This window comes from Luteimonas sp. Soil_C_5 (assembly GCF_057656615.1).
The window spans coordinates 34,822-56,581 of sequence record NZ_JBDGKA010000002.1 but is presented as its reverse complement, the minus strand read 5'-3'; the positions used below and the strand labels follow the sequence as shown (position 1 = coordinate 56,581).

The following is a 21,760-nucleotide window of genomic DNA, read 5'->3' as shown; positions in this document are numbered from 1 at the left end:
CCGGCGTGTTCACGTGATCGGCCCGAGTCTAACCGACTGCCGGCGCCTGTCCGGCTGGCCCGGACCACGGGCGGTATACTGCCCGGTCCCGTCCGCACCCGCCGGCCGGCGCCTCGCGCGCCGCCCCATTGTCGCGTGCCACGGCTCCCTTCTTTCCTGCAGCCACGGTCCCTATGTCCGCAGCCAATCCCAAGGTCGGTTTCGTCAGTCTCGGCTGTCCGAAGGCGCTCGTCGATTCCGAACGCATCCTCACCCAGTTGCGGGTGGAGGGCTACGACATCGTGCCCAGCTACGACGATGCCGACGTCGTCGTCGTCAACACCTGCGGTTTCATCGATTCGGCAGTGACCGAATCGCTGGATGCGATCGGCGAGGCCATCGCCGAGAACGGCCGGGTCATCGTGACCGGGTGCCTGGGCAAGCGCGAAGAGGTCATCCGCGAGGCGCATCCGGGCGTGCTGTCGATCAGCGGGCCGCAGGACTACGGTTCGGTGATGCGCGCGGTGCACACGGCGCTGCCGCCGAAGCACGATCCCTTCATCGATCTGGTGCCGCGCCGCGTGGCCGATGACGACGTCGGCATCAAGCTCACGCCCAAGCACTATGCGTATCTGAAGATCTCCGAGGGCTGCAACCATCGCTGCAGCTTCTGCATCATTCCGTCGATGCGCGGCGATCTGGTGTCGCGCCCGGTCGATGACGTGCTGCGCGAGGCCGAGAAGCTGGTGCGCGGCGGCGTGCGCGAACTGCTGGTGATCTCGCAGGACACCTCGGCGTATGGCGTCGACGTGCGGTACGCCGAGCGCACCTGGCGCGAGCGCCAGGTCGCCACGCGCATGAAAGCGCTCTGCGAAGGCCTGTCGGAGCTGGGCGTTTGGACGCGCCTGCATTACGTGTATCCGTATCCGCACGTCGACGACATCATTCCGCTGATGACCGAGCGCCACACCGACGGCATGCCGAAGCTGCTGCCGTATCTCGACGTGCCGCTGCAGCACGCCAGCCCGCGCATTCTCAAGCTGATGAAGCGCCCGGGCGCGATCGACAAGACGCGCGAGCGCATCGCGCGCTGGCGCGAGATCTGCCCGGAGCTGACGATCCGCAGCACCTTCATCGTCGGCTTCCCCGGCGAGACCGAGGACGATTTCCAGCAGCTGCTGGATTTCCTCGACGAGGCGCAGCTCGACCGCGTCGGCGCGTTCGCCTATTCGCCGGTCGAAGGCGCGACCGCGAACGCGCTGCCCGATGCCGTGCCCGAGGAAGTGAAGCAGGAGCGCCTCGCGCGTTTCATGGAGAAGCAGGCGGAGATCTCGACGGCGCGGCTGGAAGCCAAGGTCGGCACCGTGCAGACCTGCCTGGTCGATGCGGTCGACGGCGAGCTCGCGATCGCGCGCACGATGGGCGATGCGCCGGAGATCGACGGCGTGGTCCAGATCCAGGACGGGCGCGACGCCGGGCTGCAGCCCGGCGATTTCGTCGACGTGGCGATCATGGGCAACGACGAGCACGACCTCTACGGCGAGGTCGACGAGGTGCTGGGATGAGCCGCCGCGCGCGTTGGGCGGTGCTGGTCCTGGGGCTGTGCACGCTGGCGGCGCAGGCCGCCGACGGTTTGAGCGGGACCTATCGCCCGGCCGGTGACGCCGGCAATCTGCCGGCCGACGCGCAACTCACCGTGCGCGCCGAAGGCCGCGGCTGGCTGGCGATGTTCCAGGGCGAGGGTCTGGCCCTGCTGCCGCTGGCCGGTTTCGACCAGGCTGGCCTGTTTCCGGGCGTACCGGCCGAGGCCGGCCTGCAGTGCGCCTCGTCGCCGGCGTTCCTGCTGTGCCGCGTGGCGCCGGGCACCGCGCTGCCGGACAAGGGGTTCACCTCGCAGACCGGCTGGTTCATGGCGTTCTCCGATCGGCAGATCTTCGATATGGAACGGGTCGACTGAGCCTGCGTGTTGCTTCGACGCGGCGAGCGCGCTGCGTCGAGGCTGCTGTCTCCTGTCCAGGTACCTGCGGGCGAGTGGTCGATGCGAACTGCCTGTCATCACCGGTCTGCCCGCGGTCAACGCGGAAGCGCCGCCTGCGTGTCCGCTGCAGCGTCGACCGCATCCAGGTAGCCCCACACCGCGGCCTCGATCGCATCGAGCGCGGCGATAGCCCCCGGCAGCAGCGGGCGTCCGCCGTCGCCGCCGTCGTCGCGCATCCGGCCCGACGCGTTGTAGTCCACCAGGGCCTGCCATGCGGGCAGGCGCGCGTCGACGACGTCCAGCAGCGCGCGCAAGGCGGGATCCGCCGGCGACGGCGCGGGCAGGGCGAGCACGCCGGCCGCACGTGTGTGGAAGTCCTCGCCGAAGCGGTGGGTGTCGCTGCGTGCGCGCCAGAACGCACCGAGGCGGAAACGCTCGTCGTCGTTCGCCGCCGGGCTGCGCGGCGCGGGGCCGCGTTCGATCAGAAAGCCACGCAGCTGATGCGCGAGCGCGGCATGCGCGCGGGCTTTCGTGTCGGCGTCGGTCGTGCCAGCGGAAGCCGCAGCGCGCGCGTGATCGCTGCCCGGCACGGAGGATCCGACCGGCGCACAGGCCAGCAGCAGGAGGGCCAGCGCCACCGTGAGCGCACAGCGCGCAGCGCGCCGCGTTACCCATGCCGTGCCGCGCGTGGTCACGCCGCGCCGTACTCCACTGCCAGCACCGCAAACACGCGGTGACCGCCGGGCAGCTCGACCGGGAACTCGTCGTCCACCCGCTTCTTCAGCAGCGCGCGCGCCAATGGCGAGTCGATGCTGATCCAGCCCAGCCGGGCATCGGTTTCGTCCGGACCGACGATGCGATAGCGGCTGCATTCGCCGCTGTCGACATCCTCCAGCTCCACCTGCGCGCCGAAGAACACCGCGTCGGGATCGGACGGCGCGGTGTCCACCACGCGCAGCGCTTCCAGTCGCTTGCTGAGATGGCGCACGCGGCGGTCGATCTCGCCCAGCTGCTTCTTTCGATACGTGTATTCGGCGTTCTCGGAGCGGTCGCCCTCGGCCGCCGCGGCGGACAGCGCGCGTACCACCTCGGGCCGGCGCACGCGCCACAGATCGTCGAGTTCGGCCTTCAGTCGCGCGTGACCTTCGGGCGTGATCAGCGCGGTGCTCTTTTCGGCGGGGGGGCGCCAGCGGCTCATCGACTTCGTACCGATTCGAGGTTTGTCGCGTGCGCCGCCGGATGGCGGGTGGCGGCGCGCAGGACGTGCAGCGTACGTGGTGTACGTGAGCTTCTCGGACGCGGCATGTGCGCCAGCCCGCACGCGCGGCAGGACATGGAAGCGGTGCTCACTTCAGGCGGATCCCGCCGAGGATGTTGCGCATGATCCGGTTCGTGACCGTCCGCACCGCCTGCTTGCCGGCCGCCTGCACCGCGCCCTGGCGCCGGTTGGTGCCGAACAGGAATTCGTTGAGCTTCTGGCCCAGTCCGCCTTCGGGCGCATCCGCTGCCGTGCCGCGCGGCGCCTTGGAGGGCGGCGCGGCTTCGGCCGTGGCCTCGGTGCGCCTGGCCAGCAGTTCGGCGGCAGATTCGCGGTTGATCGCGGTGTCGTACTTCGCGCCCACCGGGCTGCCGGCGCGCACCTGGGCGCGTTCGGCGTCGCTGATCGCGCCCATGCGGCAGCGCGGCGGGGCGATCAGCGTGTGTTCGACCGGCGTCGGCACGCCTTTGTCCTGCAGCATCGAGACCAACGCCTCGCCGGTGCCCAGCGTGGAGATGGTGGCGGCCACGTCGAGCGCGGGATTGGCGACGAAGGTCTGCGCAGCGGTGCGGACCGCCTTCTGGTCGCGCGGCGTGTAGGCGCGCAACGCGTGCTGCACCCGATTGCCGAGCTGGCCCAGCACGTTGTCGGGCACGTCGTCCGGGAACTGCGAGCAGAAATACACGCCCACGCCCTTGGAGCGCACCAGCCGCACCACCTGTTCGATGCGCTGCTGCAGCGCCGCCGGCGCATCGCCGAACAGGAGGTGGGCCTCGTCGAATACGAACACCAGCTTCGGCCGGTCGAGATCGCCGACCTCGGGCAGGGTCTCGAACAGCTGCGACAGCAGCCACAGCAGGAAGGTGGCGTACAGCCGCGGTTTGAGCACCAGCCGGTCGGCGGCCAGGATGCCGATCACGCCACGGCCGTCGGTGCGGGTGCGCATCAGATCGGCCAGCTCGAGTGCCGGTTCGCCGAAGAACTGGTTACCGCCGTCCTGGTCCAGGCGCAGCAGCGCGCGTTGGATCGCCGCGATCGACGGTGCGCTGACCAGGCCGTACTCGGTCGAGACGGTCTTGCGCTCTTCCGCCACCAGGGCCAGCAAGGCGCGCAGGTCGTCGAGGTCGAGCAACAGCAGGCCGCGGTCGTCGGCCAGCTTGAACACGATGTCCAGCACGCCGGACTGGGTGTCGTTGAGCTCGAGGATGCGCGCCAGCAGGGTGGGGCCCATCTCGCTGACCGTGGTGCGCACCGGATGGCCGGAGACGCCGAACAGGTCCCAGAACACGACGGGGCTGGCCTCGGGCGCGTAGCCGTCGACGCCGATCTCGGCAGCGCGCGCAAGGACGCGGTCCGAACCGTCGCCGGGCATCGCCAGGCCCGCCACGTCGCCTTTGACGTCGGCCATAAACACCGGCACGCCGATCCGGGAGAAGCCTTCGGCCAGGGTCATCAGGGTGACCGTCTTGCCCGTGCCAGTGGCGCCGGCCACCAGGCCGTGGCGGTTGGCTAGCCTGGGTAGCAACTGCACCGGACCGGAGGCCGGGGTGGTGATGGCCTTGCCGACGAGGATCGAATCCATGCGCGTGGTCCTGGGAACGGATGCCGCGATTCTAGCGACTGCATCCGGCGGCGCGCCTTGCCGGGTTTCGACGGCGGGGGCTACCCTGCGGACCCCGTTCGCTGGACACCCGTGCCGATGCCCGCAACCGTTTCCCTGATCGCCCGTCTCGGCGTGACCGCTCTCGTGCTGGCCCTGGGCTGTCACGTCACCGATGCGAACGCGCAATCGCGCCGCGACCGGGACGCCGCCGACGCTCTGACACAGCGCATGGTCGACGCCGAAGCGCGCTACCGGCAGGCGCTGGTGCAGATCGCCAACGATGATCCGGGGGGCCTGGATGCCAGCAACGGCGCGCTGGAGGACATGGAAGACGTGATCCTGGCCTGCGAACGCCAGCGCGGCTGCAGCGTGTCGCAGCTGCTGACGACCTACAAGCGCCTGCTCAAGGCCGACGCCGATGCCCAGGCCGCGCAGGGCGGCGATGGCGACGATCTGGTGCTGGTCGAGGAAGGCGCGCTGCCCACCGCTGATGTGCCCGCCGCGGCCAGCGCCGCCGCGCTGCTGACCGAGGACGAGCGTTTCAAGCGCATGGTCGAGCTCAATCCTGCGGTGCAGGCCTCGATCCGCCGCTGGCTGACCGACATGCGCGTGTCGCTGATCACCAGCCACGAGAACTACCAGTACATGCAGCACCTGATGTCGCCGCCGTTCAAGCGCAGCGGTCTGCCGGAAGCGCTGCTGTTCGGCATTCTGGCCAAGGAATCCAACGGCCGCGTGCATGCGCGTTCGCGCGCCGGCGCCGCCGGGCCGCTGCAGTTCATGCCGGCCACCGGCCGCCGCTTCGGCCTCGGTCCCGACGGCACCGGCTTCGACACCCGCTACGACCCGCGTCTGGCCGCCGACGCGGCTGCGGTGTATCTCAACGAGCGCTTCGCCCAGCACGGCAACGAGATCGAATACTGGCTGGCGGCCTACAACGGCGGCGAAGGCCGTGCGCTGCGCATCTACCGCGAGGCCAGCGGCCGCCGGTTCTGGGATCCGGACATCTACAACCAGTTCCCGGCCGAGACCAAGGACTACGTGCCGATGGTGATCGCGGCGGCGTGGCTGTATCTGCATCCCGAGGAATACGGTTTGAAGTTCCCGCGCGTCGATGCGCGGCCGGCGACGTTCACGCTGGAGCGCCCGGCATCGGTCTACGAGCTGACGATCTGTCTGGGCAACGGCAACACCCGCGACGGCTACATGCGCGCGCTGCGCAACCTCAATCCGAGTTACGAGGCCGAGACCGTCATTCCCACCGGCACCACGCTCAATGGCACGGTGCGCATGGCCAGCCTCTACCGGCAGTGGTGCGCCCGCGGCGCCCGCGCGGATCTCGCCGCGCAGCTGGTCAACAGCGATCCGCGTGCGGCGATCGTGCGTACCGGTGCGATCGAAGTGCTGCCTGCCGCTGCGGACCCGACGACGGACACCGCACCGGCGGCAGTGCCTGCGGCGCCCGCATCGCCGCGTCCGCCGCAGGCCGCCGCGCCTGCGCGCACGCATCGCGTGGCCCGCGGCGAAACCCTGGGCGCGATCGCACAGCGTTACGGCTGCGACGTCGGCACGCTGGCGGGCGCCAACGGCCTGCGCGCGCCTGCGTACGCGGTGCGCCAGGGACAGTCGTTGACGCTCGAGGGATGCACCCGCTAAATCGACAGGCCTGCGCATCCGGATCGGATGCGCGGCTGCGCTTGCGAGATCACTTCAGCCGAGGTTTCCGGCACGCGATGCCGGATGCGTTGCCGTCAGGCTGGCGTGGCGCGACCGGAGACCGGACGCGCCAGAGACGCGTCAGGGCGTCGTGCGCCGGGCCAGTGCCTGGCCGAGACGCACCGGCGACTCCGCATGCAGCGCGGGGTCGAGGGCGGCGACGCCCTTCGGCAGCAGCACCACGACCGTCGAGCCGTAATTGAAGCGCGCCATTTCCTCGAACCGCTGCAGAGTGATGCCTTTGCCGCGCCAGTCCTTGCGCTGGATGCGGTCGCCGTAGGCGGGAATCTCTTCGCCGCTCCACACGGTTTCCACGCCCGAGACCAGCAGCGCGCCGACCATCACCTGGACCATCGGCCCGAAGTCGGTATCGAAGTGGCAGACCAGGCGTTCGTTGCGCGCGAACAGGCGCGGCACCTTCGCTACCGCAGCGGTGCCCACACTGAACAGCCGGCCGGGCACGTGCACGGTTTCGCGCAGCGTGCCGGTCCACGGCATGTGCACGCGGTGGTAGTCGCGCGGCGACAGATACACGGTCGCGTAGCTGCCATCGACGAACGGCGCGGCATCGGCCGCATCGCCCAGCAGCTCGGCAACGGTGAACGACTGGCCCTTGGCCTGGAAGATCCGTCCGGCTTCGATCGGCCCGCACTGGCTGATGTGACCGTCGGCCGGCATCAACAGTGCCTGCGGATCGGGATCGGGCGCGCGCGCGCCCTCTCGCAGGGCGCGGGTGAAGAAGGCATTGAAGCTGGCATAGGACGCCGGGTCCGGGTTCGCCGCTTCCGACAGGTCCACGCCGAAACGACGGACCACGGTGTCGATCAGCCAGCGGCGGGTGCGCGGATCCTGCGAATAGGCCAGCCGGCGCGCCAGCGACGAGAGATAGCGGTGCGGCAGCGCATAGGTCAGCGCGGTCACGAGGCTCACGGGCGCGTCTCCCCGGTCAGGCGGATCAGGTCGGCAGCGATGGCCTCGGGCTGCGGCGTCTCGGCGTTCAGCACGCGGCCCGAGACCACGCCGGCCATGCGGCCCTGCGGGTCGAGCAGCGCCAGCGACGCGCTGTGGTCCACGGTATAGGGGCCATCCGGCGCGGCGGGGTCCAGCGGCACCTTCGCGAACACCATCGACAACGAGCGCGCGAAGGTCTCGAGCGACGGAATGTCGGCCGTCGCCGCCAGCGTGTCGCGGTGGAAGGCGTGCGCGTAATCGCCGAGGCGGTCGGGCGTATCGCGCTCGGGATCGACCGAGACGAACAGCACGCGCGGACGCGTGGCCTCGGGCAGCGCTTCCCACTGGCGCTGGGCCTGGGCGAGGTGGGTCAGGGTCATCGGGCAGATGTCCGGGCAGTGCAGGAAGCCGATGAACACCAGCGTCCAGTGACCGGCCAGTTCGCCCGGCAGCAGCTGCGTGCCGTCGGACTGCTGCAGGGCGAAGTCGGGAATCGCGCGCGGCTGCGGATACAGCTGCACGACTTCGAGCTGCGGGTGGGCGCCGGCCGGCGTGGCGGCGAAATAGCGCTGCGCGGCAAGCAGGCCGAGGCCGCCGGCCAGCGCGATGCAGAGAATGACGAGCGTGGTGCGGTTGAACATCGCCGGTTCCGTGTCGGGTGCCGGGCATGATACCCGGCGCGCCTCCGGCGCCCGAGCGTGGGGCCGGGCTGACGCGGATCGCGGCTGCCGGCGATGTTCATGGCCGCACCGGCGTGGGGGCTCGGGCGGATGCGCGAAGCCGGCAGCCCGCGGTGCTCGGAGCGCACCACCGTGCCGCACAGGCGAACCGGGCGCGCGCCGGGTTCGCCATCTCCGGAAGTCGCCGTGCGCGCAGCCCGACCGGGGGCCTGTCGCCGGGCCGGCCCGCGGCACTGACCTATAATCCGCAGCCAACACGCCGTCCCCCGAGCCTCGCGCGCCATGACCGAAGAACTGCACACGATCGTCGACCTGATCCGCTACGGCGCCAGCCGTTTCAACGCTGCCGGCCTGACCTTCGGCCACAGCTACGACAACGCGATCGACGAGGCGACCCAGCTTGCGCTGCATGCGCTGCACCTGCCGCACGACCTCAGCCCGGTCTACGGCCAGTCGCGGGTCACGCTGGCGGAGAAGGAAGACGTGCTGGGCCTGTTCCTGCGGCGCATCGAAGAGCGCGTGCCGGCGGCCTACCTGACCGGCGAGGCCTGGTTTGCGGGCCTGAGCTTCAAGTCCGATGCGCGCGCGCTGGTGCCGCGTTCGCCGATCGCCGAGCTGATCCTGTCCGGCTTCGAACCCTGGCTGGGCGGCCGCGACGTGCGCCGCGCGCTGGACCTGTGCACCGGCTCGGGCTGCATCGCGATCGCGATGGCGCACCACAACCCGGACTGGCACGTGGACGGCGTCGATCTCAGCGACGACGCGCTCGCGCTGGCGGCGGAGAACGAGGCCCGCCTGCACGTGGACAACGTGCGGTTCCTGAAGTCCGATCTGTTCGCCGGCCTGCAGGGCGAGCACTACGACCTGATCGTCACCAATCCGCCCTACGTCACCAACGACGAGACCGACGCGCTGCCGAAGGAGTACTCCTACGAGCCCGACATGGGCCTGCGCGCCGGTGACGACGGCCTCGACCTGGTGCTGAAGATCCTGCGCGACGCCCCGCTGCACCTGACCGAAGACGGCCTGCTGATCTGCGAAGTCGGCGACTCGGAGCAGCACCTCATCAAGCTGCTGCCGGAACTGCCCATGTTCTGGGTCGAGTTCCAGGTCGGCCAGATGGGCATCTTCGTCGTCGAGCGCCACGACCTGGTCAAGCACAACGCCCGCATCACCCAGCTGGCGGCGGCGCGTGAAGGCAAGACCGTGGCTGCGGTCGCGGCGGCGGGGCGTGCGGGGGCGGGGCTGTTCTGATGTTCGCCGTCATCCCGGGGGCTTTCAACAGACGCATGTCTGGTCAGACCGGGATCCAGCGACTTCAGCTGTCTCCTGGCAATCCGGGTGACATTTCGGTGACCGGAATCAAAATCACTGGATTCCGGCTTTCGCCGGAATGACGGGTCTCCAAGCCGAACGCGATTTCCGAAAAGTTCGCCCCGAAACCATGCGTCCACGCGCGGCCCGGGCGCGTTAAGCTTGCCGGCCCGCGTTTTCGTGCTGCGTCGCCCGACGCCCGTCCCATGTCCAGCAACAGCTTCGGCCAACTGTTCACCGTCACGACCTTCGGCGAAAGCCACGGGCCGGCGATCGGCTGCGTGGTCGACGGCTGCCCGCCGGGCATCGCGTTGACGGTCGAGGATTTCGCCCACGATCTCGCGCGGCGCGCGACCGGCAAGACCCGGCATACCTCGGCGCGGCGCGAGGCCGACGCGGTCGAAATCCTCAGCGGCGTCTACGAGGGCCTGACGACCGGTACGCCGATCGCGTTGCTGATCCGCAACACCGATGCGCGCAGCAAGGACTACGGCAACATTGCGCAGCAGTTCCGGCCCGGGCATGCCGATTACGCCTACTGGCAGAAGTACGGCATCCGCGATCCGCGCGGTGGCGGTCGTTCGTCGGCGCGTGAGACCACGATGCGCGTCGCCGCGGCGGTGATCGCCAAGAAGTGGCTGCATGATCGCTTCGGCGTGCGCGTGCATGGCTATCTGTCGCAGCTCGGCGAGATCGTGCCGGCGCAGTTCGACAGCGCCGCGATCGACTGGGATGTCGTTGAGGCCAATCCGTTCTTCTGGCCCGATGCCGCGCAGGTGTCCGAGCTCGAAACCTACATGGACGCGCTGCGCAAGTCCGGCGATTCCGTCGGTGCGCGCGTGACCGCCGTCGCCGACGGCGTGCCGCCGGGCTGGGGCGAGCCGGTCTACGGCAAGCTCGACGGCGATCTGGCCGCGGCGATGATGTCGATCAACGCGGTCAAGGGCGTCGAGATCGGCGCCGGCTTTGCGTCGATTTCGCAAAAGGGTAGCGAACACCGCGATCTGATGACGCCGCAGGGCTTCGCGTCGAATCATGCTGGCGGCGTGCTCGGTGGCATCAGTACCGGCCAGCAGATCGTGGTGTCGACGGCGTTCAAGCCGACGTCCAGCCTGCGCCTGCCGGCCGATGGCTTGGATACCGAAGGCAACACTGTCGAAGTGATCACCACCGGTCGCCACGACCCGTGCGTGGGCATCCGCGCGACGCCGATCTGCGAGGCGATGCTGGCGCTGGTGCTGATGGACCAGGCGCTGCGCCATCGCGCGCAGTGTGGCGATGTCGGCACGGTTACGCCGCGGATTCCGGGACGGATCGATGGCTGAGCCGCGGCCGAAAGTCTGGGTGTCGCAGCCCTTGTTCGACGACATCGTCGAGCGCCTGCACGCGCATTTCGACGTGGTGCAGGTGCGGGACGTCAGCGAACACGACGCCGCTGCGATTGCCGACGCATTGCGCGATGTCGACGGCGCGCTGGTGACGCTTAACGAGCGCATCGACGGCGGCGCGATCGCCGATGCACCGAAGCTGCGCGCGATCGCCAACGTCGGCGTGGGTTACAACAATCTGGACGTCGATGCGCTGCATGCGCGCGACATCTTCGCGACCAACACGCCCGACGTGCTGACCGAGACCACGGCCGATTTCGGCTTCGCGCTGATGATGGCCGCCGCACGCCGCGTCACCGAGGCCGAGCGCCATCTGCGCGCCGGCAAGTGGCAGGGCTGGAACTTCAAGGGCCTGCTCGGCGCCGATCTGCACGGCAGCACGTTGGGCATCCTCGGCATGGGCCGGATCGGGCAGGGCATCGCGAAGCGCGCGTCCGGCTTCGACATGCGCGTGATCTATCACAACCGCAGCCGCCTGCCGGCCGATGTGGAGCGCGCGTTCAACGCGTCATACGTCGATTTCGACGCGCTGTTCGCGCAGGCCGATCACCTGGTGCTCGTGCTGCCGTATTCGGCCGCCAGTCACCACATCGTTGACGCCGCTGCACTGGCGAAGATGCAGCCGACCGCGACGCTGACGAACATCGCGCGTGGCGGCATCGTCGACGAAGCCGCGCTGGCCGATGCGCTGGCAAACGGACGCCTGGCGTCGGCCGCGCTCGATGTGTTCGAAGGCGAGCCCACGGTGGATCCGCGCCTGCTGGCGCTGGACAACATCGTGCTGACACCGCATATCGCCAGCGGCAGCCTCGCCACGCGCCGCGCGATGGTCACGCTCGCGGTCGACAACCTGATCGCCGCGCTCGGCGCGGGCCCGGATGCGGGTCATCCGCCGAGCCCGATCGCGCCTGCAGCGAAAGACGGCAAAGACGCGAAACGTCCGGGAACCGCCTGAGCATCCGGGGCGGGCGGTTCCCCGAAGCCGAAGCCAGTGCAGCGCCCGCGCGCCACGCGCGACCTACGTCCAGATCTTCTCGAGAAACTTCAATGTCCAGTTCCCAGAACCGCCGCTTCCGCGTCGCCATCGTCGGTGCCACCGGCGCCGTCGGCGAGACCATGCTGTCGATCCTCGCCGAGCGCGAGTTCCCCGTCTCCGAACTCGTGCCGCTCGCCAGCGAACGCTCGGCCGGCACCACGGTCAAGTTCGGCGACGACGACATCGTCGTGCAGGACCTCGCCACCTTTGATCCAGCCGGCATCGACATCGCGCTGTTCTCCGCAGGCGGCGACACCAGCAAGGCCTATGGCCCGAAGTTCGCCGCGGCCGGCGCGGTCGTCATCGACAACAGTTCGGCGTTCCGCTACGACGACGATGTGCCGCTGGTGGTCAGCGAGGTCAATCCCGAAGCCGCCCGCAACCGTCCGCGCGGCATCATCGCCAACCCCAACTGTTCGACGATGCAGATGCTGGTCGCGCTGGCACCGATCCACCGCAAGGTCGGGATCGAGCGGATCCAGGTCACCACCTACCAGTCGGTCTCGGGCGCAGGACGCTCCGCGATGGAAGAGCTCGGCCGCCAGACCGGCGACCTGCTGAATTTCCGCAGCATCGATCCGCAGAAGTTTCCGGTGCAGATCGCGTTCAACCTGATCCCGCAGATCGACGCGTTCATGGACAACGGCTTCACCAAGGAAGAAATGAAGCTGGTCTGGGAGACGCACAAGATCCTCGGCGACGACAGCATCCTGGTGAACCCGACCGCGGTGCGTGTGCCGGTGTTCTATGGCCATTCCGAAGCGGTCGCGATCCAGACGCGCGAACACATCAGCGTCGACGAGGCACGCGCGCTGCTCGCCACGTCGCCGGGCGTGGAAGTGGTCGACGAACGCGTGGCGGGCGGCTATCCGACGCCGGTGACGCACGCCTCGGGTCGCGATCCGGTATTCGTCGGGCGCCTGCGCGAAGACCTCACGCATCCCAACGGCCTGAACCTCTGGATCGTCGCCGACAACATCCGCAAGGGTGCCGCGCTCAACGCCGTGCAGCTCGCCGAACTGGTCGCCCGCGAGGGCTGATCGTTGCGGATCGGGACACCGCGCCGCTACAGTCGCCGGATGACGAGGGGGAACTTCATGTCGCGCATCGTGCCGCGCCTGCTGCTGGCGGGCGTGTTGCTGGCCATCGCCGGTCCCGTGCTGGCGCTGGGCCTCGGACGCATCGAAGTGCGCTCGCAGCAGGGCCAGCCGCTGCTGGCTGAAATCCCTGTCGTGTCCAGCGATCCGGCCGAGCTGCGCCAGTTGCAGGCGCGTCTGGCATCGCCGGAGACTTTCGCGCGGATCGGCCTCGAGCCGCCGCGTGGGCTGGTCTCGGACCTGCAGTTCAGCGTCGCGTTGGATCCGCGCGGTCGCCCGGTGATCCGGGTCACCAGCGCCGCGCCCGTCGAGCAGGAGGCGCTGACGTTCCTGGTCGAGGTCGACTGGGGACAGGGCCGTCTGGTGCGCGAGTATTCCGCGCTGGTCGCGGTGCCGGACACCCTGGCCGCGCCCGCGCAGCCGTCGATCCAGGCGCCGGCCGCGGCCTCGTCGTCGACCATCGTGCGGGCGCCCGACGTCGCCACGCCGGCGCCTGCCGCCCAGCCGCCAGCGGAGACGCGCACTGCCGCTGGCGATGCGATCGCCACACAGGCGCCGTCCGCACCTGCGGCGCGTCCCGCATCCGCGCAGGCGGTGGCGGGCGGCGAACTGGCGCCGGTCCAGGCCGGGCAGACGCTGTCCGCGATTGCCGCGCCGCTGGCCAGCGAGGCCGGGATCAGCGTCAACCAGGCGATGCTGCTGTTGCTGCGCGCCAATCCCGAGGCCTTCATCGGCGGCAACCTCAACCTGGTCCGCCAGGGCGCGGTGCTGCGCATGCCGGCCCGCGACGAATGGACCGAATTCAGCGTGGCCGAGGCCAACGCGGTCGTGCGCGAACAGGTCGCCCAGTGGCGCGAGATGCGGCGCCCGGCGCCGCAGCCCGAGGCGCCGGCTTCCGAAGTCGCGTCGACAGGCGAGGCAACTACGGCGGGCCCAGCGGCCGGATCGCAGGCGCGACTCGAAATCACCCCGCCGTCGGGCGACGGTCAACAGGCGGGGACACAATCCGGCATCGATGCCGGTGGTGGAGGAGACATGCTGCGTCAGGAACTGCAACAGGCCAACGAATCGCTCGCCGCCCGCAGCGCGGAGGTCGACGAGCTCAAGGCGCGTCTGGCCGATCTCGAGCAGCTGCAGCAGCAACAGGCGCAACTGATCGAACTCAAGGATGCCGAGCTTGCCGCGGCCCAGCAGCGGATGGAGGCCAGCAACCAGCAGCAGGCGGCCGCCGCCGGCGGACTGCCCTGGATGTGGCTGGGGCTGGCGCTGCTGATCGTGGCGGCGCTGGCGTTCGTGTTCGCGCGCCGTGCCCGCACGCCGTTGGCCGCGCCCACGCGTCGCTTCGACAGCGCCGCGCTCGCCGCCGGCATGCCGGCAGCAGGCGGGCCGTCTACGCCCGCGGACGCATCCGAGGTGCCGCCTGCGCCAGTAGAGACGTCGACGGCACCCGCACCGTCGGTCCGGCCGACCTGGCACGCAGGGGCAGGCGCCGCCACGCTGACTGCGCCGGTGCCGCCGCCGGCCTTGGTGGATCGTGCGCCGGACGCGTCCGCTCCGGTGACGCCAGCCCGGATCGAGCCGTCGCCCGTCACGCGCGATGCCGCAGCCGAGCCGGTCGTCGAGGCATCCGTCTTCGAGGCGCCAGCGTCCGACGATGACATCGCCGAACCCGACACGTCCGACGCCGCGGTCGAGCTGCCGGCAGGCGTCGAGCGGCTGGAACTCGCGCGTGCCTATCTCGAACTCGGCGATCGCGAGACGGCCCGCAGCCTGCTGCAGGAAGTCGCCAACGGCGACGATCCGGTGGCGGGCGGCGAAGCGGCGCGGCTGCTGCGCACGCTCGACTGATCTGCGTTCGATGCGTCTCGCGCTGGGCGTCGAATACGACGGCAATGGATTCCACGGCTGGCAGCGCCTGAGCAAGCCGGGCGCGGGCGGCCAGGAATCCGTGCAGGCGGCGCTGGAAACCGCGCTGTCGCGGATCGCCAACCATCCGGTCGGCACGATCTGCTCCGGGCGCACCGATGCCGGCGTGCATGCGCGCTGCCAGGTCGTGCATTTCGACACCCACGCCGACCGGGCGCCGCGCGCCTGGGTGCTGGGCGCGACCACGCTGATGCCGCCGCAGGTCAGCGTGCTGTGGTGCCAGCCGGTCGCCGACGATTTCAACGCGCGCTTCGCGGCGCGCGCGCGCCAGTACCGCTATCGCATCCTCAACCGGGCCGTACGACCGGCGCTGCATCGTCAGTACCTGTCGTGGGAGCTGCGTCCGCTGGATGCCGATGCGATGCATCGCGCCGCGCAGGCGCTGGTCGGCGACCATGATTTTTCCGCGTTCCGCACCGTGCATTGCCAGGCGCCGAATCCGCGCCGCGACCTGCAGCGCATTTCGGTGCAGCGCGTGGGCGAAGAAGTGATCGTCGAGGTGCAGGCCAATGCCTTCCTGCACCACATGGTGCGCAACATCGTCGGCTCGCTGCTCGAGATCGGCGCCGGCGAGCAGCCGGAAGACTGGATCGCTACCTTGCTGGCTGGTCGCGACCGCAGCGTCGCGGGCCCCACCGCGCCGGCTGCCGGCCTGGTCTTTCTCGGTCCGCTGTACCCGGCAGAATGGGGCCTGCCGGCCGAGGTCTCGTTCGCGCCATGAGCGGACACGCGGCCACGCGCATCAAGTTCTGCGGCCTGACCCGTCGCGTCGATCTGGACCAGGCCGTCTTGCTGGGCGTGGACCACGTCGGATTCGTCTTCGCGTCGCGCAGTCCCCGCCGTCTGGACATCGACGCTGCGCGTGCGCTGCGCGCTGCGGTGCCTGCACGCCTCACGCTGGTCGCGTTGATGATGGACAACACCGCGGACGAGGTCGCCGCCATCGTCGATGCGGTGGCGCCCGATGTGCTGCAGTTCCACGGTGCCGAGGACGACGCGTTCTGCCGCAGTTTCGGCCTGCCGTACTGGAAGGCCATCGCGATGGGCGGCGATCCCGCCACCGCACTCGCGTCGCTGTCGGCGTTTCCGGGCGCGGCCGCGTTCCTGTTCGACGGACACGCCGCAGGCGAACCGGGCGGCAGCGGCGCGCGTTTCGACTGGGCCGCGCTGCCGGCGTCGCTCGACCGGCCGTTCTGGCTGGCCGGCGGACTCGACGCCGGCAACGTCGCGCAGGCGATCGCCACGGCCCGGCCTGCAGGCGTCGACGTCTCCAGCGGCATCGAGACCGCGCCGGGGCGCAAGGACGCCGCGCGGATGCACGCATTCGTCGATGCGGTGCGCGGCACGCGTTGATCGTCCGCCGTGTGGCGTGCGGTGCGTGGGGGCACGCTCGCGCGTGATCCCGCCGCGGCGTCAGGCCAGCTCCTGCCTGAGCCAGTGGGCCAGTGCATCCAGGCGCGCATCGGCGCGCGCGCGCGGCGTGACCAGCACCCAGTGCGCACCGGTTTCGACGAATCCCCACGGCGCGAGCAGGCGGCCGGCGGCGATGTCGTCGGCGACCAGCTCTTCCGGCGCGATCGCGACACCGAGTCCCGCGGTGGCGGCCTCGAGCAGGAAGTACAGATGCTCGAAGCCGGTACCCAGGCGGGGCGCGCTCGCCTCGACGCCGGCGCGCGCCGCCCAGGTGGGCCAGGCCTGCGGCCGCGAGGCGGTGTGCAGCAGCGGTTCGTCCAGCAGGTCGGCAGGCGTCAGCGCGGCGATGCGTGCGGCCTCGGCCAGGCGCGGGCTCAGCACCGGGCCGATCCGCTCGGCCGCCAGCGTGTGCACCTGCCACGCCTCGGGCCACGGGGCGCTGCCGATCAGCAGGGCCGCGTCGATGCCCGCCAGCGCAGGCGCGAACGTGCCCTCGTGCGGCGACAGGTGCAGCGTCAGCGCGGGCAGGGCATCGGCCAGGCGCGGCAGCCGCGGGATCATCCACCGTGCGAGCAGGCTGCCGGGACAGCCGAGCACCAGGGCACTGCCGCCATCGGGGCGCTGGATGGCCGCGATCGCCCCGCGGAGTGCATCGAAGGCGTCGCCTGCCGCGTCGCGCAGCCGCTCGCCGGCGCCGGTCAGGCGCAGCCCGCGGCCGGCGCGGACGAACAGGGCGGCACCGACCGCGTCTTCGAGCAGGCGCACCTGGCGGCTGATCGCACCGTGGGTCACATGCAGTTCCTCGGCGGCGCGGCTCAGACTGCCCAGCCGCGCCGCGGCCTCGAACGCACGGATCGCATTGAGCGGGGGCAGATTGGCACGCGGCATGTGTGAGATTTCCTGACGGATCGCGCAGATCTTATCGCTTCTGGCGGCGCGGACCCGTGCGCTAGAGTGCAGGTCTCCCCGCACCGCGACGGCCTGCCGTCGACCGCCATGTCCGCAATGCCGATCACCGATTTCCACGCCTGGCCCGACGCCAATGGCCACTTCGGCCGCTACGGCGGGCGCTTCGTCGCCGAGACGCTCATGGGGCCGATCGCCGAACTGGCGGCGGCCTACGACACCGCCAAGGCCGATCCCGCATTCCAGCAGGCCTTCGACAAGGATCTGGCCCACTACGTCGGCCGGCCGAGCCCGATCTATCACGCCGAGCGGCTCAGCGACGCCGTCGGCGGCGCGCGCATCCTGCTCAAGCGCGAGGACCTGAACCACACCGGCGCGCACAAGATCAACAACACCGTCGGCCAGGCGCTGCTCGCCAGCCGCATGGGCAAGACCCGGATCATCGCCGAGACCGGCGCCGGCCAGCACGGCGTGGCGAGTGCGACCGTCGCCGCGCGACTGGGCCTGGAATGCGTGGTCTACATGGGCGCGACCGACATCGAGCGCCAGAAGATCAACGTTTACCGGATGCAGCTGCTCGGCGCGACGGTGGTGCCGGTGACCAGTGGCTCGGCGACCCTCAAGGACGCACTCAACGAAGCCATGCGCGACTGGGTCACGAACGTCCAGGACACCTTCTACATCATCGGCACCGTGGCCGGCCCGGACCCGTATCCGCGCATGGTCCGCGACTTCAACGCCATCGTCGGCCGCGAAGCGCGCGAGCAGATGCTGGCCGAGTACGGCCGCCTGCCCGATGCGATCACCGCCTGCGTCGGTGGCGGCAGCAACGCGATCGGCCTGTTCCATGCCTTCCTCAATGACGCGGACGTGCGCATCGTCGGCGCTGAAGCCGCGGGCGACGGCATCGACACCGGGCGCCATGCGGCTTCCATCGCCGCCGGTCGCCCGGGCGTGCTGCACGGCAACCGCACCTATGTGATCTGCGACGACGACGGCCAGATCACCGAGACGCATTCGGTCTCCGCCGGCCTCGATTACCCGGGCGTCGGGCCCGAGCATTCCTTCCTCGCCGACGCCGGCCGCGCGCAGTACGTCGGCATCACCGACGACGAAGCCCTGGCCGCGTTCCACCAGCTCGCCAAGACCGAAGGCATCCTCGCCGCGCTCGAATCCAGCCACGCCATCGCGCAGGCGATCAAGCTCGCGCGCGAGCTGCCGAATGACGCGATCGTGCTGGCCAACCTGTCCGGCCGCGGCGACAAGGACGTGCACACGATCGCGCAGCGGGAAGGCATCGCGCTGTGAGCGCGGGCATCGATATCCAGGACGGACTGTCGAACCCGACAGCCCGGCGCACCGCATTGCCACGGACCCCCATGAACCGCATCGACACCCGTTTCGCCGCGCTCAGCAAAGCCGGCCGCAAGGCCCTGATCCCGTTCTTCACCGCCGGTGATCCCTCGCTCGAGGCGACGGTGCCCGTCATGCACACGCTGGTCGCGGCCGGCGCCGATGTCATCGAACTCGGCGTGCCGTTTTCCGATCCGATGGCCGACGGCCCGACGATCCAGCGCAGTTCCGAACGCGCACTCGGCCGCGGTGCGGGCATGACCTATGTGCTCGATGCGGTGCGCGAATTCCGCAGGCAGGACGACGCCACGCCGGTCGTGCTGATGGGCTATCTGAACCCGATCGACATCCGCGGCGCGGCGACGTTCTCGGCGCAGGCGCAGGACGCCGGTGTCGACGGTGTCCTGCTGGTCGACCTGCCGCCGGAAGAGGCCGGCGAGTTCCGCGAGGCGTTCGCCGCGCACGGCATCGCACTGGTGCTGCTGGCGTCGCCGACGACCACCGAGGCGCGGACCCGCACGCTGTGCGAGGAGGCGCAGGGCTATCTGTATTACGTCAGCTTCGCCGGGGTGACCGGCGCGGCCGACCGCCTCGATACCGCCCAGGCCGGCACCCGCTTGCGGGCCCTGCGCGAGGCCAGCCGGGTGCCGGTCGTGGCCGGATTCGGCATCCGCGACGCCGCCAGCGCGGCGGCGATGGCCGGGGCGGCCGATGGCGTGGTGGTGGGCAGTGCGCTGGTCGATGCGCTGGATGGCGCCGCCACGCCGGACGACGCGGCAGACCGCGCGCGCCGCTTCCTGGCGCCGTTGCGGGCGGCCCTCGACGCCGGCTGACCGGCCGGAGCCGGGCCTGTCGGGTGGCCCCCGGCGGTCGGTTACACTTCCGCGCTTCACGGCCCCGTACCGGCCGTCGGGAGAAGACAGGCCCATGTCCTGGTTGCAGAAAATCATGCCGGCGCGCATCCGTACCGATGCCGCCGCGGTCAAGAAGCGCAGCGTCCCCGAGGGACTCTGGGAAAAGTGCGATCGCTGCGGCAACGTCCTCTACGGCCCCGAGCTGGAGGAAAACCTGGAGGTGTGCCCCAAGTGCGCCTTCCATCGCCCGATCCGCGCCCGCGCGCGCCTGAAGACCTTTCTCGATGCCGGTTCCGGACGTGAGATCGCGGGCGATCTGGGCCCGACCGACGTCCTGAAGTTCCGCGACCAGAAGCGCTACTCGGACCGCATCAAGGCCGCCCAGCGCGCCACCGGCGAGCGCGATGCGCTGATCGTCATGGAAGGGCTGCTGAAGTCGCAGCCGATCGTGGCCTCGGCCTTCGATTTCGCCTATATGGGCGGTTCGATGGGCTCGGTCGTCGGCGAGCGGTTCACCCGCGGCGCGGAACGCGCGCTGGAAATCGGCAGCCCGTTCGTCAACTTCTCCGCCAGTGGCGGCGCGCGCATGCAGGAAAGCCTGTTCTCGCTGATGCAGATGGCCAAGACCTCGGCCGCGCTCGGCCGCCTGCGCGCGGCGGGCCTGCCGTACATCTCGGTGATGACCCATCCCACGACCGGTGGCGTGTCGGCGTCGTTTGCGATGCTGGGCGACATCAACATGGCCGAGCCCGAAGCGCTGATCGGTTTCGCCGGCCCGCGCGTGATCGAGCAGACCGTGCGCGAGACGCTGCCGGAAGGCTTCCAGCGCAGCGAGTTCCTGGTGGAACACGGCGCGATCGACCAGATCTGCGACCGGCGCGAGCTGCGCGACCGCATCGCGCGCCTGCTGGCGATGATGATGCGCCAGCCGATGGCGGACTCCGCCGCATGAGCCGACGCTACTTCGGCACCGACGGCATTCGCGGGCGTGTCGGTGAAGGCGCGATCTCGGCCGATTTCGTGCTGCGTCTGGGCAACGCTTACGGGCATTCGCTGCGCTCGCGCGGCAGTGACTGGCGCCGCCCGCAGGTGCTGATCGGCAAGGACACGCGCATCTCGAACTACATGTTCGAGGCGGCGCTGGAAGCCGGACTGGTTGCGGCCGGCGTCGATGTGCAGCTGATGGGCCCGATGCCCACGCCTGCCGTCGCGCACCTGACACGCTCGCTCGGCGCCGATGGCGGTATCGTCATTTCCGCCTCGCACAATCCGCACCACGACAACGGCATCAAGTTCTTCAGCGCGCACGGCGAGAAGCTCGACGACGCGACCGAGCTTGCGATCGAAGCCGCGCTGGATCAGCCGTTCCGCACCGTGGCCTCCGAGAAACTGGGCAAGGCCGTGCGCACGCGCGATGCGGTCGGCCGCTACGTGGAAGCCTGCAAGGCCTCGGTGCCGCGCGGGTTCGATCTTGGAGGCATGCGCATCGTCGTCGACTGTGCGAATGGCGCGACCTATCAGGTCGGCCCGATCGTGCTGCGCGAACTGGGCGCGCAGGTCGAGGTGATCGGCGCCGAGCCCAATGGCCTCAACATCAACGACGGCGTCGGTTCCACCCATCCCGAACACCTGAGCGAGCGTGTCAGCCGCAGCGGCGCGAACCTCGGCATCGCCTTCGACGGCGACGGCGACCGCGTGCTGTTCGTCGACGCCAACGGCACGGTGCGCGACGGCGACGACCTGTTGTACGTGCTCGCGCGCGACTGGCAGCAGTCCGGTCGCCTGCAGGGGCCGGTGGTCGGCACGCTGATGAGCAACTTCGGCCTGGAGCGCGCATTCGGCGAGGCCGGCATCGGCTTCGTGCGCGCCAAGGTCGGCGATCGGTACGTGCACCAGGCGCTGCTCGAACAGGGCGGCGTACTGGGCGGCGAAACCTCCGGACACCTGCTGTGCCTGGACCGCGCCACGACGGGCGACGGCATCATCAGCGCGCTGCAGGTGCTGGAAGTGCTGCGTCGCCGCGGCGAGTCGCTGCAGGAAGCGCTGCACGGCCTGGCCAAGGTGCCGCAGAAGACCGTCAACGTGCACTACGCAGGCGCCGCCAAGCCGGCCGACGCGCCTGCCGTGCAGGCCGCACTCGCGCAGGCGCAGGCCGCCGTGCAGGGGCGGGGGCGTGCATTTCTGCGCCCGTCCGGGACCGAGCCCGTGGTGCGCGTCACCGTCGAGGCCGACGATGCCGCGCTGATGCAATCGACCCTCGACCAGCTGGCCGACGCCGTGCGCGCGGCCGCGGCCTGATTCCAAGGAC

Annotated in this window: 20 protein-coding genes; 14 read left to right on the top strand and 6 right to left on the bottom strand. The window is 70.2% G+C overall.

Going from position 1 to position 21,760, the window contains the following annotated elements; all coding sequences use genetic code 11:
• Positions 1-173 precede the first annotated feature (173 nt).
• Together rimO and AC3A5K_RS04650 are read left to right on the top strand one after the other, a co-directional pair.
• Positions 174-1,544, top strand: coding sequence for a 30S ribosomal protein S12 methylthiotransferase RimO (rimO, locus tag AC3A5K_RS04655; protein WP_487616361.1), 1,371 nt, complete (start codon positions 174-176; stop codon positions 1,542-1,544).
• On the top strand, positions 1,541-1,936 hold the full coding sequence (locus AC3A5K_RS04650; protein ID WP_487616360.1) for a hypothetical protein: 396 nt from the start codon (positions 1,541-1,543) through the stop codon (positions 1,934-1,936). The genes rimO and AC3A5K_RS04650 overlap by 4 nt, the downstream gene beginning before the upstream one ends.
• A gap of 116 nt (positions 1,937-2,052) precedes the next feature.
• On the opposite strand, the gene AC3A5K_RS04645 is transcribed toward AC3A5K_RS04650, so the two are convergent.
• The 3 genes from AC3A5K_RS04645 to AC3A5K_RS04635 all read right to left on the bottom strand — a co-directional run bounded on the left by AC3A5K_RS04645 (position 2,053) and on the right by AC3A5K_RS04635 (position 4,797).
• Positions 2,053-2,595: a hypothetical protein gene (locus AC3A5K_RS04645; protein WP_487616359.1), complete on the bottom strand. Its 543-nt coding sequence runs from the start codon at positions 2,593-2,595 to the stop codon at positions 2,053-2,055.
• 53 nt (positions 2,596-2,648) lie between these two features.
• Positions 2,649-3,155 carry a transcription elongation factor GreB gene (gene greB / locus AC3A5K_RS04640; protein WP_487616358.1) on the bottom strand — a complete coding sequence of 169 codons (507 nt, stop codon included), beginning with the start codon at positions 3,153-3,155 and terminating at the stop codon, positions 2,649-2,651.
• 148 nt (positions 3,156-3,303) lie between these two features.
• Positions 3,304-4,797, bottom strand: coding sequence for a helicase HerA-like domain-containing protein (locus AC3A5K_RS04635; protein ID WP_487616357.1), 1,494 nt, complete (start codon positions 4,795-4,797; stop codon positions 3,304-3,306).
• A gap of 117 nt (positions 4,798-4,914) precedes the next feature.
• Between AC3A5K_RS04635 and AC3A5K_RS04630 the strand changes: the two genes are divergently transcribed.
• Positions 4,915-6,474 (top strand): transglycosylase SLT domain-containing protein, encoded by a 1,560-nt coding sequence (locus tag AC3A5K_RS04630; protein WP_487616356.1) that lies wholly within the window; start codon positions 4,915-4,917, stop codon positions 6,472-6,474.
• 141 nt (positions 6,475-6,615) lie between these two features.
• Here the strand turns inward: AC3A5K_RS04630 and asd are convergent, their stop codons facing one another.
• Entirely contained in the window at positions 6,616-7,464 is an 849-nt protein-coding gene (asd, locus tag AC3A5K_RS04625; protein ID WP_487616355.1) for an archaetidylserine decarboxylase, read from the bottom strand.
• Positions 7,461-8,126: an SCO family protein gene (locus AC3A5K_RS04620; RefSeq protein ID WP_487616354.1), complete on the bottom strand. Its 666-nt coding sequence runs from the start codon at positions 8,124-8,126 to the stop codon at positions 7,461-7,463. The genes asd and AC3A5K_RS04620 overlap by 4 nt, the downstream gene beginning before the upstream one ends.
• A gap of 321 nt (positions 8,127-8,447) precedes the next feature.
• Between AC3A5K_RS04620 and prmB the strand changes: the two genes are divergently transcribed.
• The 7 genes from prmB (at position 8,448) to AC3A5K_RS04585 (ending at position 16,279) form a co-directional block, all read left to right on the top strand.
• Positions 8,448-9,419 (top strand): 50S ribosomal protein L3 N(5)-glutamine methyltransferase, encoded by a 972-nt coding sequence (gene prmB / locus AC3A5K_RS04615; RefSeq protein ID WP_487616353.1) that lies wholly within the window; start codon positions 8,448-8,450, stop codon positions 9,417-9,419.
• A 266-nt stretch (positions 9,420-9,685) separates the two neighbouring features.
• On the top strand, positions 9,686-10,804 hold the full coding sequence (aroC, locus tag AC3A5K_RS04610) for a chorismate synthase (protein ID WP_487616352.1): 1,119 nt from the start codon (positions 9,686-9,688) through the stop codon (positions 10,802-10,804).
• Positions 10,797-11,822, top strand: coding sequence for a 2-hydroxyacid dehydrogenase (locus AC3A5K_RS04605; RefSeq protein ID WP_487616351.1), 1,026 nt, complete (start codon positions 10,797-10,799; stop codon positions 11,820-11,822). Before aroC ends, AC3A5K_RS04605 begins: the two co-directional genes overlap by 8 nt.
• A gap of 92 nt (positions 11,823-11,914) precedes the next feature.
• Complete coding sequence (locus tag AC3A5K_RS04600) at positions 11,915-12,943, top strand: aspartate-semialdehyde dehydrogenase (RefSeq protein ID WP_487616350.1); 1,029 nt, start codon at positions 11,915-11,917, stop codon at positions 12,941-12,943.
• Between the two features lie 39 nt (positions 12,944-12,982).
• Positions 12,983-14,848 (top strand): motility hub landmark protein FimV, encoded by a 1,866-nt coding sequence (locus AC3A5K_RS04595; RefSeq protein WP_487616349.1) that lies wholly within the window; start codon positions 12,983-12,985, stop codon positions 14,846-14,848.
• 10 nt (positions 14,849-14,858) lie between these two features.
• A complete protein-coding gene (gene truA, locus AC3A5K_RS04590; RefSeq protein ID WP_487616348.1) occupies positions 14,859-15,647 on the top strand; it encodes a tRNA pseudouridine(38-40) synthase TruA in 789 nt (262 codons plus the stop codon).
• On the top strand, positions 15,644-16,279 hold the full coding sequence (locus tag AC3A5K_RS04585; protein ID WP_487616347.1) for a phosphoribosylanthranilate isomerase: 636 nt from the start codon (positions 15,644-15,646) through the stop codon (positions 16,277-16,279). The genes truA and AC3A5K_RS04585 overlap by 4 nt, the downstream gene beginning before the upstream one ends.
• Positions 16,280-16,339: 60 nt before the next feature.
• Here AC3A5K_RS04585 and AC3A5K_RS04580 read toward each other — a convergent pair whose 3' ends face one another.
• On the bottom strand, positions 16,340-17,227 hold the full coding sequence (locus AC3A5K_RS04580) for a LysR family transcriptional regulator (protein ID WP_487616346.1): 888 nt from the start codon (positions 17,225-17,227) through the stop codon (positions 16,340-16,342).
• Positions 17,228-17,335: 108 nt separating this feature from the next.
• Here AC3A5K_RS04580 and trpB point away from each other — a divergent pair, with 108 nt between their 5' ends.
• From trpB to glmM, 4 genes are all read left to right on the top strand, one after another.
• Positions 17,336-18,553, top strand: coding sequence for a tryptophan synthase subunit beta (gene trpB / locus AC3A5K_RS04575; protein WP_487616345.1), 1,218 nt, complete (start codon positions 17,336-17,338; stop codon positions 18,551-18,553).
• 71 nt (positions 18,554-18,624) lie between these two features.
• The gene (trpA, locus tag AC3A5K_RS04570; RefSeq protein WP_487616344.1) at positions 18,625-19,431 is read left to right on the top strand and encodes a tryptophan synthase subunit alpha; all 807 of its coding nucleotides are present in this window, start codon (positions 18,625-18,627) and stop codon (positions 19,429-19,431) included.
• Between the two features lie 94 nt (positions 19,432-19,525).
• Positions 19,526-20,404: an acetyl-CoA carboxylase, carboxyltransferase subunit beta gene (gene accD, locus AC3A5K_RS04565; protein WP_487616343.1), complete on the top strand. Its 879-nt coding sequence runs from the start codon at positions 19,526-19,528 to the stop codon at positions 20,402-20,404.
• Positions 20,401-21,750, top strand: coding sequence for a phosphoglucosamine mutase (gene glmM / locus AC3A5K_RS04560; protein WP_487616342.1), 1,350 nt, complete (start codon positions 20,401-20,403; stop codon positions 21,748-21,750). The genes accD and glmM overlap by 4 nt, the downstream gene beginning before the upstream one ends.
• The last annotated feature ends 10 nt before the right edge of the window (positions 21,751-21,760 follow it).

Coding starts and splice junctions, on each gene's coding strand:
- rimO (WP_487616361.1), top strand. CDS start 174: ATGTCCGCAGCCAATCCCAAGGTCGGTTTCGTCAGTCTCGGCTGTCCG.
- AC3A5K_RS04650 (WP_487616360.1), top strand. CDS start 1,541: ATGAGCCGCCGCGCGCGTTGGGCGGTGCTGGTCCTGGGGCTGTGCACG.
- greB (WP_487616358.1), bottom strand. CDS start 3,155: ATGAGCCGCTGGCGCCCCCCCGCCGAAAAGAGCACCGCGCTGATCACG.
- AC3A5K_RS04635 (WP_487616357.1), bottom strand. CDS start 4,797: ATGGATTCGATCCTCGTCGGCAAGGCCATCACCACCCCGGCCTCCGGT.
- AC3A5K_RS04630 (WP_487616356.1), top strand. CDS start 4,915: ATGCCCGCAACCGTTTCCCTGATCGCCCGTCTCGGCGTGACCGCTCTC.
- AC3A5K_RS04620 (WP_487616354.1), bottom strand. CDS start 8,126: ATGTTCAACCGCACCACGCTCGTCATTCTCTGCATCGCGCTGGCCGGC.
- prmB (WP_487616353.1), top strand. CDS start 8,448: ATGACCGAAGAACTGCACACGATCGTCGACCTGATCCGCTACGGCGCC.
- aroC (WP_487616352.1), top strand. CDS start 9,686: ATGTCCAGCAACAGCTTCGGCCAACTGTTCACCGTCACGACCTTCGGC.
- AC3A5K_RS04605 (WP_487616351.1), top strand. CDS start 10,797: ATGGCTGAGCCGCGGCCGAAAGTCTGGGTGTCGCAGCCCTTGTTCGAC.
- AC3A5K_RS04600 (WP_487616350.1), top strand. CDS start 11,915: ATGTCCAGTTCCCAGAACCGCCGCTTCCGCGTCGCCATCGTCGGTGCC.
- AC3A5K_RS04595 (WP_487616349.1), top strand. CDS start 12,983: ATGACGAGGGGGAACTTCATGTCGCGCATCGTGCCGCGCCTGCTGCTG.
- truA (WP_487616348.1), top strand. CDS start 14,859: ATGCGTCTCGCGCTGGGCGTCGAATACGACGGCAATGGATTCCACGGC.
- AC3A5K_RS04585 (WP_487616347.1), top strand. CDS start 15,644: ATGAGCGGACACGCGGCCACGCGCATCAAGTTCTGCGGCCTGACCCGT.
- AC3A5K_RS04580 (WP_487616346.1), bottom strand. CDS start 17,227: ATGCCGCGTGCCAATCTGCCCCCGCTCAATGCGATCCGTGCGTTCGAG.
- trpB (WP_487616345.1), top strand. CDS start 17,336: ATGTCCGCAATGCCGATCACCGATTTCCACGCCTGGCCCGACGCCAAT.
- trpA (WP_487616344.1), top strand. CDS start 18,625: ATGAACCGCATCGACACCCGTTTCGCCGCGCTCAGCAAAGCCGGCCGC.
- accD (WP_487616343.1), top strand. CDS start 19,526: ATGTCCTGGTTGCAGAAAATCATGCCGGCGCGCATCCGTACCGATGCC.
- glmM (WP_487616342.1), top strand. CDS start 20,401: ATGAGCCGACGCTACTTCGGCACCGACGGCATTCGCGGGCGTGTCGGT.